This is a genomic window from Geodermatophilus obscurus (assembly GCF_900143215.1).
Lineage (GTDB): Bacteria > Actinomycetota > Actinomycetes > Mycobacteriales > Geodermatophilaceae > Geodermatophilus > Geodermatophilus obscurus_A.
In genome coordinates this window covers 54,223-69,994 of the sequence record NZ_FRDM01000023.1, presented here as the reverse complement: position 1 = coordinate 69,994, position 15,772 = coordinate 54,223, and the positions used below count along the sequence as shown (strand labels likewise).

Annotated in this window: 9 protein-coding genes and 2 pseudogenes; 4 read left to right on the top strand and 7 right to left on the bottom strand. The window is 73.2% G+C overall.

What is annotated here, in order from left to right; all coding sequences use genetic code 11:
* Positions 1-247: 247 nt before the first annotated feature.
* Positions 248-1,485, top strand: a protein-coding gene (locus tag BUB17_RS18080; protein WP_141243082.1) for an IS3 family transposase whose coding sequence is annotated in 2 segments (ribosomal slippage) — positions 248-560 and positions 560-1,485 — 1,239 coding nt in all. Because the reading frame shifts where the segments join, the coding sequence is not laid out codon by codon here.
* Positions 1,486-1,600: 115 nt separating this feature from the next.
* Positions 1,601-2,812: pseudogene (locus BUB17_RS18075) on the top strand (IS30 family transposase).
* Positions 2,813-2,841: 29 nt separating this feature from the next.
* On the opposite strand, the pseudogene BUB17_RS18070 reads toward BUB17_RS18075, so the two are convergent.
* Positions 2,842-3,360, bottom strand: a pseudogene (locus tag BUB17_RS18070) (cupin domain-containing protein); the annotation flags it as partial.
* 389 nt (positions 3,361-3,749) lie between these two features.
* On the opposite strand from BUB17_RS18070, the gene BUB17_RS18065 reads away from it, so the two are divergent.
* Positions 3,750-4,799: a TIGR03885 family FMN-dependent LLM class oxidoreductase gene (locus tag BUB17_RS18065; protein ID WP_072920064.1), complete on the top strand. Its 1,050-nt coding sequence runs from the start codon at positions 3,750-3,752 to the stop codon at positions 4,797-4,799.
* Between the two features lie 126 nt (positions 4,800-4,925).
* On the top strand, positions 4,926-6,596 hold the full coding sequence (locus BUB17_RS18060) for an alpha-amylase family protein (protein WP_072920063.1): 1,671 nt from the start codon (positions 4,926-4,928) through the stop codon (positions 6,594-6,596).
* Here the strand turns inward: BUB17_RS18060 and BUB17_RS18055 are convergent.
* From BUB17_RS18055 to BUB17_RS18030, 6 genes are all read right to left on the bottom strand, one after another.
* Positions 6,542-7,351 (bottom strand): 4'-phosphopantetheinyl transferase family protein, encoded by an 810-nt coding sequence (locus tag BUB17_RS18055; RefSeq protein ID WP_083606414.1) that lies wholly within the window; start codon positions 7,349-7,351, stop codon positions 6,542-6,544. The two genes, BUB17_RS18060 and BUB17_RS18055, sit on opposite strands and share 55 nt — an antisense overlap.
* Before the next feature lie 2 nt (positions 7,352-7,353).
* On the bottom strand, positions 7,354-8,529 hold the full coding sequence (locus BUB17_RS18050; RefSeq protein WP_208983461.1) for a heparan-alpha-glucosaminide N-acetyltransferase domain-containing protein: 1,176 nt from the start codon (positions 8,527-8,529) through the stop codon (positions 7,354-7,356).
* 112 nt (positions 8,530-8,641) lie between these two features.
* Positions 8,642-9,676: a 2,3-diaminopropionate biosynthesis protein SbnB gene (gene sbnB / locus BUB17_RS18045; protein ID WP_208983459.1), complete on the bottom strand. Its 1,035-nt coding sequence runs from the start codon at positions 9,674-9,676 to the stop codon at positions 8,642-8,644.
* Positions 9,673-10,677 (bottom strand): TauD/TfdA family dioxygenase, encoded by a 1,005-nt coding sequence (locus BUB17_RS18040; protein WP_072920061.1) that lies wholly within the window; start codon positions 10,675-10,677, stop codon positions 9,673-9,675. The genes sbnB and BUB17_RS18040 overlap by 4 nt, the downstream gene beginning before the upstream one ends.
* Positions 10,674-13,208 carry a non-ribosomal peptide synthetase gene (locus tag BUB17_RS18035; protein ID WP_072920060.1) on the bottom strand — a complete coding sequence of 845 codons (2,535 nt, stop codon included), beginning with the start codon at positions 13,206-13,208 and terminating at the stop codon, positions 10,674-10,676. The genes BUB17_RS18040 and BUB17_RS18035 overlap by 4 nt, the downstream gene beginning before the upstream one ends.
* On the bottom strand, positions 13,205-15,772 hold a 2,568-nt coding region (locus BUB17_RS18030; RefSeq protein ID WP_083606413.1), incomplete at its 5' end, for a Pls/PosA family non-ribosomal peptide synthetase. The genes BUB17_RS18035 and BUB17_RS18030, both read right to left, overlap by 4 nt.

Sequence of the window (15,772 nt, the reverse complement as noted above, 5' to 3'; positions counted from 1 at the left end):
ATGGGCCTTAGACAAGCCACATCGTCCCTGGTCAGAGGGGCATTCGTGCGTTAGGACCCGCTACCGGCGACGATTTCCGACGGTGAATCGAGGCTCAGCACAGGACGGTCACCCCTAACGAGTGGCCGGGTGAGGTACCCGCCCAGCGGGACAGCCGGCCGGGCGATGGAGAGCAGTCGGGCCCTGACCCCGTCTGGTGGACACGCTGAACCCAGGCTGAGCCTGGAGGAAGCGAGATGATCGGCTCGTGGTCAGGAAGGTGTACTCGGAGGAGTTCGGCCGGGACGCGGTGGAGCTGTACCGGACGACGGAAGGGTCGACGGTCGCCGGGATCGCCGCCGACCTGGGGATCGTGGACACGACCCTGTCGGCGTGGTTGAAGGCTGCCGGGGTGCCGATCCGGGGCCGCTACCCGCGACCCGACGGCGGGCCACCGCCGAGCGGTGAAGCGCCCGATCAGGAGCTGGCCCGGCTGCGCGCCCGGGTCGCGGAGCTGGAGGCGAACGAGCGGAAGCTGGGCGCCGAGCGGGACATCCTGCGGGCAGCGGCCAAGTATTTCGCCGGGGAGACGCGCTGGTGACCCGCTTCCAGTTCGTCGCCGACCACCGGAACGCCTTCGAGGTGAAGCGGATGTGCCAGCTGGTGGAGGTCAGCCGGGGCTCGTTCTACGCGTGGGAGGCCGCCGCCGACGCCCGCGCCGCCCGCCAAGCCGCCGACGAGGAGTTGGCCGCCCGGGTGCGGGCGGTGCACGCCGCCGAGCCATCCAACCGCGCCTACGGGGCGCCGCGGGTCACCGCCGAACTCAACGAGGGCGCCGAGCCCGGGCAGCGGGTGAACCACAAGCGGGTCGCCCGGGTGATGGCCGCCCACGGGATCGCCGGGATCCGGCTGCGCCGCCGGGTGCGCACCACGATCGGCGAGCCGGCCGACGAGCAAGTCCCTGACCTGCTGGAGCGCGACTTCACCGCCGACGAGCCGAACACCAAGTACGTCGGGGACATCACCTACCTGCCCTGCGCCGACGGGCAGAACCTGTACCTCGCGACGGTGATCGACTGCTTCTCCCGCCGGCTGGTCGGCTGGTCGATCGCCGACCACATGCGCACCGACCTGGTCGCCGACGCCCTGCTCGCAGCCGCCGCCACCCGCGGTGGCCTGGCCGGGGCGACCTTCCACGGCGACCACGGAGCGCAGTACACGTCCCGGGCCTACGCCGCCCTTTGCGCCCGGCTCGGTGTCGTCCGGTCGATGGGCGCGGTCGGCTCCAGCGCGGACAACGCACTCGCCGAGTCGTTCAACGCGACCCTCAAGCGCGAGACGCTGGCCGGCGCCGCCGGCTGGGACAGCCCGGCCCAGGCCCGGCGGGCGGTGTTCGCCTGGATCGCCCGCTACAACACCCGCCGCCGGCACTCCGCCTGCGGCCAGATCAGCCCCAACGACTACGAGGCCCGCCGGGCCCCGGCTACGCTGCCAACCGCGGCGTAGACACCCCACGCGTGTCCAAGATCAAGGGTCAAGGCCCGTCGGCCCACGTGTCCCACAGTGGGCCGGCGCGCTCAGACGGTCGTCGCAACACCGCTGATCGTGAGGTGTTGTGGTGGTGGTTTCGGAGTGGCGGCGGGTTCGGGACGAGCGCCAGCAGCGGTTCTGGCAGCTGGTGAAGGCGGGATCGACCTTCTCGCAGGCCTGCGAAGCTGTCGGCGTGGATCGACGGCAGGGTTATCGATGGCGACGCGCCTCGGGCGGTCGGCCGCCGTCGGCACCGCGGGTGGTGTCGGCGAGGTATCTGTCGCTGGAGGAGCGGCTTCAGATCGCCGATCTGCAGCTGGCCGGCGCGTCGATGCGCGCGATCGCTGCTCAGCTCGGCCGCGCGCCGTCGACGATCAGCCGCGAGCTACGCCGCGACGAACCAGTCCCGGCGTCGGCAGCCGGCCGGGCGAGGCGGGCGAGGTAGGCCCCGTACGCGGCGCACAAACGCGCCGCGCTGCGGGCGCGGCGGCCCAAGCCGTTCAAGCTCGATGACGCACGGCTGGCCTCGGCGGTGCAGGCCAAGCTGTGCCTGAAGTGGAGTCCGGCCCAGATCAGCGCGCACCTGGCCGGCGAGCATGGCGACGAGGCGGCGATGCAGGTGAGCCACGAGACCATCTACGCGGCGCTGTTCGTGCAGGGCCGCGGCCAGCTGCGCACCGAGTTGCACCGGCATCTGCGCACCGGTCGGGCCTGGCGCCGGCCCCGCGGGCTCTCCGGCGCGACCAAGGCGAAAATCCCCGGCCTGGTCTCGATCAGCGAACGGCCGGCCGAAGCCGCCGACCGAGCGGTGCCCGGCCACTGGGAAGGCGACTTGATCATGGGCACCAACTGCCGGTCGGCGATCGGCACCCTGGTCGAACGCCAGACCCGCTTCTGCCTGCTGGTGCACCTGCCCGACGGGCACGCCGCCGAGGCCGTCCGCGACCGGCTGGTCGCGGCGATCAAGACTCTGCCCGAGCAGCTGCGCCGCTCGCTGACCTGGGATCAGGGCACCGAGCTGGCCCAGCACCAGGCCATCACGCTCGCCACCGACATGGCGATCTACTTCTGCGATCCGCATTCGCCCTGGCAACGCGGCAGCAACGAGAACACCAACGGCCTGCTGCGCCAGTACTTCCCCAAGGGCACCGACCTCTCGGTTCACGACGCGGAGCACCTCGACGCCGTCGCTGCCGAACTCAACGGCAGGCCCCGCAAGACACTCGGCTTCATCACCCCGGCCGAGGCCATGCAGCGGCTACTGTCCGACCCGGACAAACCAGTCGTTGCGACGACCGCTTGAAACCGCCGCCGCTTTAGGGACACGCGCATTCACGCACTGCCCTCGATTGCGGCCCCGAGCTGCAGTCGGCCTTGCTCGTCAAGCAGCGCGAGCGCCTCCGGCTGCGGCTCGGCCAGGTTCGTGCTGAACAGGTATTCGGGATAGACCGGCTGCTTGCCGAGGAACCGACCGAGCGGTGCGAGCCCACCGAACAGGAAGCGCTGCACCAGCGGCGGCGGAGAAGCGAAGACGACGGTGCCGCGGTGGGCGGTCAGGGACACCGCGGCTTGAAGCAGGTGCGGCAGGCCGCGAGCGTCGACGTGGCCATCCCGGGCCAGGCCGAAGGTGGTGGCAATGATGCGGACGAAGCGCTCACCGGGAGTCACCTCGACGAGCACTTGCGCCTCCTCCGCGCCGATCTGCCACCAGTCGTGCGAGGTCCCCGGAGGGACCTCGCACGACTGACCGGCTTCCAGCTCGCTGTGCCGCTCGCCCACTTGGAAGCCGACCCGACCTCCCAGCACGTGGAAGCGTTCGGTGGCCACCGGGTGCACGTGTGGAGCTGCGACCCGGCCGCCCGGACTGTGGAGCTGCGACCCGGCCGCCCGGACTCACGAACAAGTGCGCGACGAGTGCTCGGTCCGGATGGGTCTCCGGATCGGTGAGCAGCACGGACACAGACGGCAGTGCTGGTCTGCGAGATCCGCAGGACAGGCCCTGGCCTCGACCAGGCGACCACGCCAGCCCGCCGAAGGGCGACTGGAGACGTCGCAGGCCGGCCAGCTGGGGAGTTGCCGCGCCGAAGGTCCTCGCGGAGGACCTGGAGCAGGGCCGTGTTCGCAGCGAGGTCGGACCCGGAGCCCTGTTCGGGCAGGACCGGACCGGTGCGGGACCGTCCCGTACCCGGACCGGCGGGACATCGCAGGTAGGAGGCGCGACAGCGGGGTAGGGGCCGGTCATGACGGTGATCGGGTTCCACAACTCGCACGAGCAGGTGCACCCCGCCGAGCTGCTGCGCGCGGTCCAGCACGCCGAGGAGGTCGGCTTCACCGCGGCGATGTGCTCCGACCACTTCGCCCCCTGGAACAAGGCGCAGGGGCACTCGGGCTTCGCCTGGTCCTGGCTGGGCGCCGCGCTCGCCAGCACCGACCTGCCGTTCGGCGTGGTGAACGCCCCGGGGCAGCGCTACCACCCGGCGATCATCGCCCAGGGCGCCGCGACGCTCGCCGCGATGTTCCCCGGCCGCTTCTGGATGGCCCTGGGCAGCGGCCAGGTGATGAACGAGCGCATCACCGGCCAGCCGTGGCCACCCAAGCGGATCCGGGACGCGCGGCTGCGCGAGTGCGTCGACGTCATCCGCGCCCTGCTGGCCGGCGAGGAGGTGACCCACCGCGGGCTGGTCGACGTCGAGCGGGCGAAGATCTGGTCGCTGCCGGAGCAGCAGCCCGCTCTGATCGGCCCCGTGATGAGCGTGCCGACGGCGCGGCGGCACGCCGACTGGGCCGACGGCTTCATCACCATCAACCAGCCGCACGAGACGCTGCGCGAGCTCACCGGCGCCTACCGCGAGGCAGGCGGCCGCGGCCGGCTGGCGCTGCAGGTGCACCTGTGCTGGGACCCCGACCCGGACCGCGCGAAGGCCATCGCCTACGAGCAGTGGCACACCAACACGTTCCCGCCGCCGCTGTGCTGGGACATCGACGGACCCGAGGCCTTCGAGCAGGCCAGCCAGCACGTGCCGCAGGAGGCGGTCGAGGGCGCCGTGCTGGTCAGCTCCGACCTCGGCCGGCACGCCGACTGGCTGGCCGGGTACGTCGAGCTGGGCTTCGAGGAGATCTACCTGCACCACGTCGGCAAGGACCAGCTGCCCTTCCTCGACGCCTTCGGCGAGCACGTGCTGCCGCAGCTCGACGTCACCCGCCCGGCCCCGGCGGTGGCCCTCGACCCGGCCGGCCCACCCCAGCCGCGCCGTCCCTCCCAGGAACCGCAGCCGGCTGCGCTCCCCTGAGCGGGCACGTCGCCGTCCGCCTCGTCAGCCGGGACGACGTCCCCGCCTCCCAGCGGGTGCTGCGCACGGCCGGGTCCACGCCGATCGGTGTCGCCCCGCGGTACCTGGTGCGGTAGGGACACCGGCATGCGCATCACCGACACCGCCGACCTGTGGTGGAAGAACGCCGTCGTCTACTGCCTGGACGTCGAGACCTACCTGGACTGGGACGGCGACGGCTGCGGCGACCTCGCGGGCCTGGCGCAGCGCATCGACCACCTCGCCGACCTCGGCGTGACCTGCCTGTGGCTGATGCCCTTCTACCCGACCGCCGAGCGCGACGACGGCTACGACATCACCGACTTCTACGGCGTCGACCCGCGGCTGGGCACCCACGGCGACCTGGTCGAGGTCCTCCGCACCGCGAAGGACCGCGGCATGCGGGTGATCGCCGACCTGGTCGTCAACCACACCTCGGTCCAGCACCCGTGGTTCCAGCGGGCCCGGCAGAGCCGCGACGACCCGTTCCACGACTTCTACGTCTGGCGGGACGACGAGCCGCCGGACACCTCCGCCCAGGTCGTCTTCCCCGACCAGGAGAAGGGCGTCTGGACCTTCAACGAGCCGACCGGCGAGTGGTACCAGCACCGGTTCTACAAGGAGCAGCCCGACCTGAACGTGACCGACCCGCGGGTGCGCGACGAGGTCGCCAAGATCATGGGCTTCTGGCTCCAGCTCGGCCTGTCCGGCTTCCGCGTCGACGCCGTCCCCTTCTTCCTCGAGGTCGAGCCGGACGACGCCGGGGAACTGCCCGACCCGCACCAGTACCTGCGCGCGCTGCGCTCCTTCCTCGGCCGCCGCACCGGCGACGGCATCCTGCTCGGCGAGGTGAACCTGCCGCACGAGCAGCAGGTCGAGTTCTTCGGCGGCGCCGACGGCGACGAGCTGACCATGCTCTTCGACTTCGTCGGCATGCAGGCCCTCTACCTGTCGCTGGCCCGCGGGGACGCCGGGGCGGTCAGCCAGGCCCTCCGGGACCGGCCCGCGGTGAGCCCGGACAGCCAGTGGGCCACCTTCGTGCGCAACCACGACGAGCTCACCCTCGACAAGCTCACCGACGACGAGCGCCAGGAGGTCTTCGCCGCCTTCGGCCCCGAGGAGCGCATGCAGGTCTACGGCCGCGGCCTGCGCCGGCGGCTGCCGCCGATGCTGGACGGCGACCCCCGGCGGGTGCGGATGGTCTACAGCCTGCTGTTCTCCCTGCCCGGCACCCCCGTGCTCTTCTACGGTGAGGAGATCGGCATGGGCGAGGACCTCGACGCCGAGGGCCGCCTCGCCGTGCGCACGCCGATGCAGTGGACCTCGGGCCCCAACGGCGGCTTCTCCACCGCCGACCCCGACCGGCTGCCCGGTCCGGTGGTCGACGGCGGGTTCGCCCCGGAGTTCGTCAACGTGGCCGACCAGCGCCGCGACGAGGACTCCCTGCTGTCGTTCATGAAGCTGCTCGTCCGCCGCTACCGTGAGTCGCCGGAGCTGGGCTGGGGCGAGTTCGCGCTGATCGAGCAGCCGCACCGCGAGGTGCTGGCCCACCTGTGCAGCTGGGACGACGGCGCGCTGGTCGCCGTCCACAACCTGGGCCCCGAGCCGCGCACCGTGCCGCTGACCCTGCCGGGCTGCGACGCCGGCCACCGCCTGGAGGACCTGCTGGTCACTCGGACCACGCCGGTCGGCGAGGACGGCGGGGTCGAGCTGACCCTCGACGGCTACGGGTACCGCTGGCTGCGCATCGTCGGGCCGGACGCCCGCCGGCTGGTCTGACGCAGCAGCGGCCCGGCGTCCCGGTGGACCACGTCGTCCGGGGCGGTGCCCAGGCCCGCCAGCGCGGCGACGAAGCCGGCCGGCGCGGGGAGGTCGTGCAGCCACACCGGTTCCGGGCTCCCCCGCCGCAGCACGCGCGGCGGGGTGGACGCCGGGGTGACGACGAGCTCGTCCGGTGCGATCCCGAGCCCCTCGCCGGTGGCCTTGAGCACCGCCTCGCGCCGCACCCAGGAGACGGTGAACGCCCGCGGCCGCTCGGGAGCCGGCAGCCGGCCCAGGTGCGCGCGCTCGCAGTCGGCCAGCGCGCAGTCGGCCAGGTCGCCGACCTCGTCCGGCGCGAACCGGCCGACCGCCTCGACGTCCACGCCCACCGGGGTGCCGGGCAGGACGGCGACGACGACGCAGTGGCCCGCGTGCGAGATCGAGAAGTGCAGGCCCTCGTCGTCGGCCAGCCGGGGCCGCCCGTGCGGCGAGCCGCAGGCCGTGCAGGTCCGGTCGATCCGCAGCTCCGCCGGCGGCGTCGCGAGCGCGGCCCCCAGCACCAGCCGGGCGACCGCCGCGCCCGCCGTCAGCCGCTGCCGGTCGGCGGGGAGGGCCAGGCGCGCCCGCCGGACCAGGTCCGCCTTCCCGAGCAGCGCGTCGTGGTCCGGGCGGACGTCGCCCGGCCGCGCCCACCACACCTGGCACACCCCGGGCAGCGGTGCGGCGTGCGGCCCGGACCGCGGCCAGGGCGGCCGGCCGTACACGGGTGACACGGTCACTCCGGGGCCACGGCGCCCGCGGAGGGCACCGGGCTGTCGAGCACCGCCTGCCGCGCACGACCCGCCGCCCGGCCCACCAACTCCTCCAGCGGGCCCTGCGACCGCCGGCGACGCCAGAGGGTGACCCACACCAGGGCACCGACCACGAGGAGGGCGTACAGCGCCAGCGGCTGGTCCTCGGACACCCCGGTGGCGATGACGAGGGCGTGCGCCGAGTAGAGCGTCAGCGTCATGGCTCCCGCCGCGCGGACGGGCCGGAGCAGCCGTTCCGCCACCGGGAGCCGCGTGAGGAGCAGCGAGGCGCCCAGCACGGCCATCGCCGACCCGAGGGTGTTCACCAGGTCCAGCTGCGTGTTCGTGTGCGGCGCGGCCAGTGCCAGGTAGTCCCACGTCGTCCCCTGGTCGGCGTCCCACAGCACGGTCGGGGCGTCGTCCCCGGTCGCGGCCACCAACCGGTCGAGGCCGCCCAGCTGGTGCAGCAGCAGGTGGGACACCGCCTGTGCCGCGACGATCAGGCCCACGCCGCCGCCCACGAGCCGGACCGCCAGCCGCCGGGACGTCAGGTCGAGCCGGCCGATGGCGAGCCCGGCACACAGGTAGGCCAGGTACGCCACCGCGGGGTAGGCGCCAGTGAAGAACAGCTGGGAGAGCAGCCCGACCGGGTCGGTGAGCAGGGTGCCGAACGTCGGCTCCCCGGTGCCGCTGTCGGGCAGGCCCGAACGCGCCGTCGCCACCAGCACCAGGGGGCTCACCACGACCAGCGTGGCGCAGAGCGCGACGAGGGCCTTGGCCGGCAGCCCGATGAGCGGGATCGCGCACAGGAAGAAGACGGCGTAGTAGGCCAGGATCAGGTCGAGGTCGGAACCGGCGTACCCCAGCAGGAGCCCGATCGTGCCGATGCCGGCGGCCCGGACGGCGAGCCCCGCGGCGGCCGCCCGGCGGGGCCGGCCGTGCAGGATCCGCCGTCCGCCGGACAAGAACGCCACGCTGACCCCGGCCACCAGGGCGAAGGTCGCCGCTGACCGGCCTGCGGCGACCAGGCCGGTCAGCGTGGGGCCCTGCTCGGTGTACTCGTCGAAGACGTGCACGGCGAACATGCCGAACAACGCCAGCCCTCGCGCGAGGTCGACGCCGGTCACCCGGGGCCGGGCCGGTGGCACCTCCGGCGTCACGGGTGGCGACGCGGACTGGCAGGAGGTCACCGGGCCGTCCCGTCCACCGTGCCGACCGATCCGGTCCGACCGACCACGCTCGACCTCCTCCGCGGGAACCGCCGGGGCCCGCTCACCCGTGGCGCCGCAGTTCGCTGAAGAAGTCCTCGACGACGTGCAGCTGCCCGGCCGCGGCGACCTCGTCGTAGACCGCCTTGCCGACCGCGAGGTCCAGGACGCCGAGGCCGAACGGCGAGAAGACGACCGGCCGATCCTCGGGCACGGTCGCCCGGCCGGTCATCACGTCGGCGAGCGTGCCGAGCAGGAAGTCGCGGCTGCCGGTCAGCTGCTCCACCAGGTGCGGGGACGTGTTCGCCTTGAGGCAGTGCTCGACGTCGTCCACGAGGTTGGTCGAGGCCAGCAGCACCTCCGGCGCGAGGTCGCGCAGCGACACGTGCAGCACCAGCGGCGCGTGGTCGAACCACGACACGTCGGCCACGTACGGTTCTGCCGCGACCGTGGCGAAGACGACGAGGTCGCTGCCGCGGATCAGCTCCTCGGCCGTGCCGTGCACGGTGAGCCGGGCCGACGTCCCGGACTGCTCCAGGTACCCGCGGAAGCCGGCTGCGCTGTCGGCGGAGAGGTCGTGCACGCCGATCTCGTCGAACGACCAGCCGGTGGCGGCGAGGTAGGTGTGCACGTACCGGGCGATGAGCCCGGTCCCGATGAAGCCGACCCGGGCCGGGCGGCCCCCGCTCCGGCTCCGGCTCAGCCAGTCGGCGGCGGCCGCCGCCGAGGCCGCCGTCCGGGTGGCGCTGATGACCGACGCCTCCATGCAGGCGAACGGGTAGCCGGTGTCGTGGTCGTTGAGGATCAGCACCGCTGACGCGCGGGGGATCCCGGCCGCGACGTTCCCCGGGAAGCTGGAGATCCACTTGATCCCGTCGACGCGGACGTCGCCGCCGACGGAGGCCGGCAGCGCGATGATCCGGTCCGACGGCCGGTCGGGGAAGCGCAGGAAGTAGGACGGCGGGTTGACCGTGTCCCCCTCCGCGTGCAGGAGGTAGGTGGCCTCGACCAGCTCCACGACCTGCTTCTCCCGGCCCTGCAGGGCGCCCTGCACCTGGGCGCCGGGCACGACGGCGAACGGCGGGACGGCGGCGCTCACGGGGCACCCACCGGGATCGTCGGGGAGCAGTCGTCCAGCCGCACCGGGTCGGCCAGGGCCACCACGACCTCCCGCGGGCCGGTGTAGGCCTCGCGGCTGTGCGCGGAACGCACGTTGTCGACCAGCAGCAGGTCGCCGTCCTGCCAGGGCTCGCGGGCGGTGTGCTGCTCGTAGACCGAGTTGAGCAGCTCGACGACGTCCTCCCCGATGGACGAGCCGTCCCCGAAGGCGGTCGTGAACGGCAGTCCCTCGCGGCCGTAGACGTCGACCAGGTACTCGCGCACCTCCTCGGCCAGCGTCCACTCGTTGAGGAAGGCCACCTGGTTGAACCAGCAGCGCCGGCCGGTGACCGGGTGCCGGACGACGGCGCTGCGCCGCTGCCGGGTGCGCAGCCCGCCGTCGGGCTGCCACTCCACCTCGATGCCGTTGGCCCGGCAGTACGCCTCCACCTCGCCGCGGTCGGCGGTGCCGAACGCCTCGGGCCACGGCGCGCCGATCTCGTCGTTGTAGCTGCGCAGCAGCATCCAGCCCTCCCGCTCGAAGCGCGCCACCAGGTCCGCCGGGAGCGCCTCCAGCACGGTCGGCGCGTCGGCGACCGCCGTCGCCCCGCCCGTGTCCGGTGCGGTGAGGCAGGCGAACAGCAGCAGGCCGGGGAACTCCAGCGCGTAGCTGAGCTCGTGGTGCATGCACATCGGCTGGTTGGCCGGCCACGGCGTGGCCGAGTACAGCCCGCCGGACAGCGGCTGCCGGGGCGCGAAGGCCTCCCGCTCGCCGACCAGCCGGTCGGTCAGCCGGCCCGCGACGGCGGCGACCGCGTCCGCGTCGGCCAGACCCAGGCCCCGCACCAGCAGCGACCCGTGCTCGAGGACGGCGGCGCGCAGTGCACCGCGGTGCTCGGCGGCCCAGACCACGGGGTTGCCGGGGGAGCCGGCGCGCAGCACCGGGGGGCTGCCGGGGCGCAGCTCCACGTCGAGCACGGACGTCGGGGACGGGGACGTCATGGGGCACTGCCTTCCGGAGCTCGGGGGGAGGGGACGGGGGAGGAGCCGGCGCGCTCGTCGAGCAGCGCGGCGAGGTCGGCCAGGACGGGGTGCCGGACGAGGTCGGGCAGGGAGACGGCACGGTCCAGCGCGATCGCGAGCTTGACCGCCGACAGCGACGTGCCGCCCCGGTCGAAGAAGGCGTCGGTGCGGCCGATCCGGTCGGCCGGGATGCCCAGCACCCGAGACCAGGCGGCGGCGACGCGCCGCTCGCTCGGCGTGCGCAGCGCCGCGGGGTCCGCCTCGACCGCGGCGAGCTCACCGGCCAGCGCGGTGAGCGCCTTGACGTCGACCTTGCCGTTGGGGGTCAGCGGCAGTGCCGGCCGACGGTGGAAGGCCCGCGGCACCATGTACGCCGGCAGCGACCCGGCGAGGGCGTCCCGCAGGACGTCGTCCGGGATCGGGTCGGCGCCGGTCCAGAAGGCGACCAGGTGCCGGCTGCGGTCGGGGCCCTCGGCGACGACCACCGCGCCGTCGCGCACGCCGGGCACGCGCAGCAGGGTGTTCTCGATCTCGCCGATCTCGATGCGGAAGCCGGAGATCTTCACCTGGCTGTCCCGGCGACCGAGGAACTCCAGCTCGCCGCCGGGCAGCCAGCGGCCGGAGTCGCCGCTGCGGTAGAGCCGCCGGCCCGGGCGGTACGGGTCGGGCACGAAGGCCGCTTTCGTCCGCTCGGGGTCGTTGACGTAGCCGCGGCCGACGCAGACGCCGGAGAAGACGATCTCGCCGGGCGCGCCGAGGGGTACCGGCACCAGGTGCTCGTCGACGACCCGCACCTCGACGTTGGCGATCGGCCGGCCGAGCGGCACCCGGTCGGTGTCCGGGACCGCCCGCAGCACCGCGTGGTTGGTGTCGTCGGAGGTCTCGGTCAACCCGTAGGCGTTGACCAGCGCGATCCCCGGCTGTGCGGCGAACCAGCGCTGCACGAGCTCCTTCTTCACCGCCTCGCCGGTGACCGAGACGCACCGCAGGTCCGGCAGCGTCCGGGGGTGCGCCTCCAGGTAGGTCAGCACCACCTCCAGGTAGGAGGGCACCACCTGCACGACCGCGACGTGCTCGTCGACCAGCCGGTCGACGAAGCGCTCCGCGTCCAGCACGACGTCCTGCGGCACGAGCACCGTCCGGCCGCCGACCACGAGCGCCGACACCAGCTGCCACAGCGAGATGTCGAAGCACTGCGGGGCGACCTGGGCGACCACCCGGCCCTCCGCGATGCCGAGGTCGTCGATCTTGGCCAGGACGTGGTTGAGCATCCCGGCGTGCTCGCACATCGCACCCTTGGGCTCACCCGTCGACCCGGAGGTGAAGTAGAGGTACGCCAGCTGGTCGGGGCCCACCTCCACGCCGGGGCTGGTGGCGGGGTGCCCCTCGGTCGCGGCGCCGCCGACGGTGAGTGCCTGCACACCGGGCAGCCCGGCCAGCGCCGCGTCGAGCGAGGTGGTGCTGCCCGGCTCGGTCAGCACCAGCCGGCAGCCGGCGCGGCTCAGCACCCGGGCGATCCGGTCGGCCGGGAAGTGCGGCTCGACCGGCAGGTACGCGCCACCGGACTTGAACACCGCCAGGACGGCGGTCAGCCAGTCCAGGTCGCGCTCGGTGACCACCGCGACGACGTCCTCGGGCTGCAGGCCGCGGGAGAGCAGGGCCCGGGCGACCTGGTTGGCGCGGCCGTCGAGCTCGCCGTAGGTGATCCGCTCCTGGCCGTGGACGGCGGCGACGTCGTCCGGGTGCCGGCGGGCCTGTTCCTCGATCAGCTCGTGCACCCGCCGGTCGGGCAGCTCGCGGTGCGGCCCGGACAGCCCGTCGAGCTGGAACACCAGCTCCTCCGGCGAGGGCAGCACGGCGGTCATCGGGTCGGCGTCCGGGTCGGCGGCCAGCTCGTCCAGCGCGGTGCGGTGGTACCTGCCGATCCGCGCGGCGGCCTGCGCGTCGAGCGCGTCGGTGCGGTACCGCAGCCGCAGGGCCAGCCGCTCGCCGTGGTGCACCGGCCGGACCGCCAGCACCGCGCCGCCGGGCAGGTCGCCGTCGGCGCCGATGGGGTCGAACACCGCCTCGGACGACGGCCCGGGGGTGCCCAGCTCGCGGCGGAGGGCGGCGAGGTCGGCGTGCCGGTGCGCCAGCAGCCCGGCCTCGGTCGTCGCGGCCGCCCCGATCAGGTGCCGCCACGAGCCGACGTCCACGCGCAGGCGGCAGGGCAGCGGCGTCCCGCCGTCCCCGGCGACGTAGCCGGTCACGACGTCGGGCTCGCCGGTCAGCGCGGCCAGCACCCGGGTGTGCGCGGCCAGCAGCACCGGTCCCAGCGGGACGGCGAGCCGGTCGGCCAGCCGGCGCAGCGCGACGAGGGTGGCGTCGGGCAGCGGCACCTCGACCTCCGCGGTGCCCGGCACCGGGTCGGGTACCCAGCGGGGGAGGACCGTCGACCCGCCGCCGAGGAGCACTTCCTGCCAGAACGCCCGGTCGGCGTCCGTGGTGGGGCGCGTGCCGAGGGCGGTCACCGGGACCCCGCCAGGTGACGCTGGGTGGCGCGGTGCCGGCCGCTCCGGCGCGGCAGCGGGACGGCCGAGGACGGACCGGGCGTGCCGTCCTCCCGGAACAGGGTCATGAGTTCCTCCACGGACAGGCTGGGGCGTTCGGTGGGGGCGGCGTCGCGGGGACGCGGGATGGGTGCAGGGGTGGAGGTGGCGAGGAGGGCGGGGAACGGAGGCCGCTCGACGGCGGGGTTGCCGGCCCAGTGCTCACCCGGCGGCACCTGCTCGCCCTTCATGAGGAAGGTGTCGGCGGCGAGGATCGCGTCGTCGCCGATCGTCGTGCCGTAGTGGACGTAGGCGCCGACGCCCAAGGTGCAGCGGGATCCGATCGTGATCCGGTCGGACTTGAAGCCGCCGTCCTCCTGGGAGTGGGACTGGAGCAGGGTGCGGACGTTGAGCGTGCAGTCGTCCCCGATCGTGGCGAAGGTCTTCTCGATGATCGCGCAGCCGTCGTCGAAGACCCGCTTGCCGACCCGGACGCCCAGCCCGCGCGAGACGATGTTCTTGAAAGGCGTGCCGTTGAAGACCTGGACGTACCTCGTGGCAGGCACCTTCCAGAACCGCTCGTGCCGCCAGAACGCCCGGTCGTAGATCGAGACGCCGTCCGGTCTGAGGGCCGTCATCCAGGCGACGGACCGCTCGACGAGAACCCAGTACGTCACGCCCACGACGAGGAGGACGGCGTTGAAGAGCGCGACCACCGAGGCGCCGTAGAGGCTGTACAGCTCCAGGGTCGACGCCGTGAGCACGGTGATCAGGACGGCGTAGAACCACCGCACCAGCAGGTACAGCGCCATCGAGACGAGGTTGTGCCGGTTCTTCGCGGTCAGCCGGCGTTGGACCTCCTCGGGCGTGACCTGGCCGATCCGTGCGTCACGGGCGACCGTGCGCGGGATCTCGAAGGCGGGGGAGCCCAGCAGGCCGACGTCGTGCCGGACCTCGCCGTCGACCGGCACCTGGAGCTTCGTCGCGAGGAGGCAGTTCTCCCCGGTCCTGCCCTGCGAGGGGTAGACGACGTGGTTGCCCAGGAAGTTGTGGGCACCGATCTCCGTCCGGGCCAGCTTGAAGGACGAGCTCGAGAACTCGGCGTTCATCAGTGACAGGCCGCAGGCGATCATCGTGCCTCGCCCGACCTTCGCCATGAACGGCGTCTCGTGCGTGATCAGCGAGCCGAAGTTGGACCCCGTCTGCAGGACCGCGGAGAGGTCGTACCCCAGCGCGCGCAGGTAGTGGACGATGTAGGACGAGTCCCCGAAGAAGAACGCGAGGAACCGGCTGTTGGTCAGCCGGGCGATCCCCCGGTGGACCGAGTAGTGGAAGCCGTACAGGGGGTACACCCGGTCCGGCTCGATGAACAGGTTGAGCACGCGGGGGACGGTGACCTGGACGAGCAGGCCGACGAGGAGGAAGCCGAAGAAGATGACGGTCGAGGTGACCAGGACGTCCTGGTAGAAGCCCCACTGCGTGTAGGCCGCCTCTCCCGGCTCGAGGAGAGCGGCGATCCACGGGAACGCGATCGTCAGGAACGCCAGGGCCCCGACTCCCAGCGGCACGGTGACCACCAGGCTGCTCAGCACCTGCGTGAGGCCGTAGACGAACCTCCTGGCGGTGCCGAGGTCGACCTCCTCGACGCCCCGGTAGTCCACCGTGGCCGGCTGCGCCGGGGAACCGTGCCAGTGCTCGCCGGCCGGCACGGACTGGCCGGCGTGCAGGGCCGAGGCATGACCCAGTTGCGCCTCGTCGCCCATGGCGGTGCCGATGTCCAGCACGGTGGCCTCACCGACGAACACGTGCGCCCCGAGGGTGACCGGGCCGGTCTCGATGACGCCGTCGTGGGCCCGGTAGCAGTTGAAGAACGAGTCCTTGCGGATCACCGTGCCGTCACCGATGGTCAGCAGGTCGGTGCAGACGGGCACGTTGCGCGAGTAGATCGCCACGCCTCGGCCGATCTTCGCGCCCAGGGCCTTCAGGTAGAGCACGTGCAGCGGTGAGCTGGAACTGGTGTGCGACCTCCCGCCGGTCAGCAGCACCAGGGGGTTCGACCGGATCAGCGTCTTGACCAGCCAGAAGCGGACGTACGCCAGGCTCCAGATGGGGATCTGCTGGGGCTTCCACCGGCCGATCAGCACCCACTTGGCCAGGATGGGGAAGACGCAGAGACCGACGGTGGTCGCGGTTCCGAAGACGACCGCCCGCAGGTAGTCGTGCAGCAGGGTGCCCCCGTCGAGGATCCACACGAACCCCCGGATGAAGACCAGCGTGCTGACGCAGGAGTACGCGAGGAAGATCAGAACCTGCATCACCCCGCACAGGACGTACTCGACGCCGGTGGCCCGTCGGACCGTGCGGGCCGGCGCCTCCGGTGCCGCGGTCCCGACGGCCGGCTCGGCGACCGCCGGGGCCGATTCCGCCACCGCCGCCGCCAGGCCGCGCAGTGTCGGGTGGGCGTAGACGTCCTTGATCGAGACCGCGGGCAGGTCGGCCTGCTTGCGGACGCGGGCGCAGAAGCGGGCCATGACCATGGAGTCCGC

What these genes read in the sequence shown, in the direction of transcription:
- BUB17_RS18060 (WP_072920063.1), top strand. Translation starts at nt 4,926, where the DNA reads ATGCGCATCACCGACACCGCCGACCTGTGGTGGAAGAACGCCGTCGTC.
- BUB17_RS18040 (WP_072920061.1), bottom strand. Translation starts at nt 10,677, where the DNA reads ATGACGTCCCCGTCCCCGACGTCCGTGCTCGACGTGGAGCTGCGCCCC.
- BUB17_RS18065 (WP_072920064.1), top strand. Translation starts at nt 3,750, where the DNA reads ATGACGGTGATCGGGTTCCACAACTCGCACGAGCAGGTGCACCCCGCC.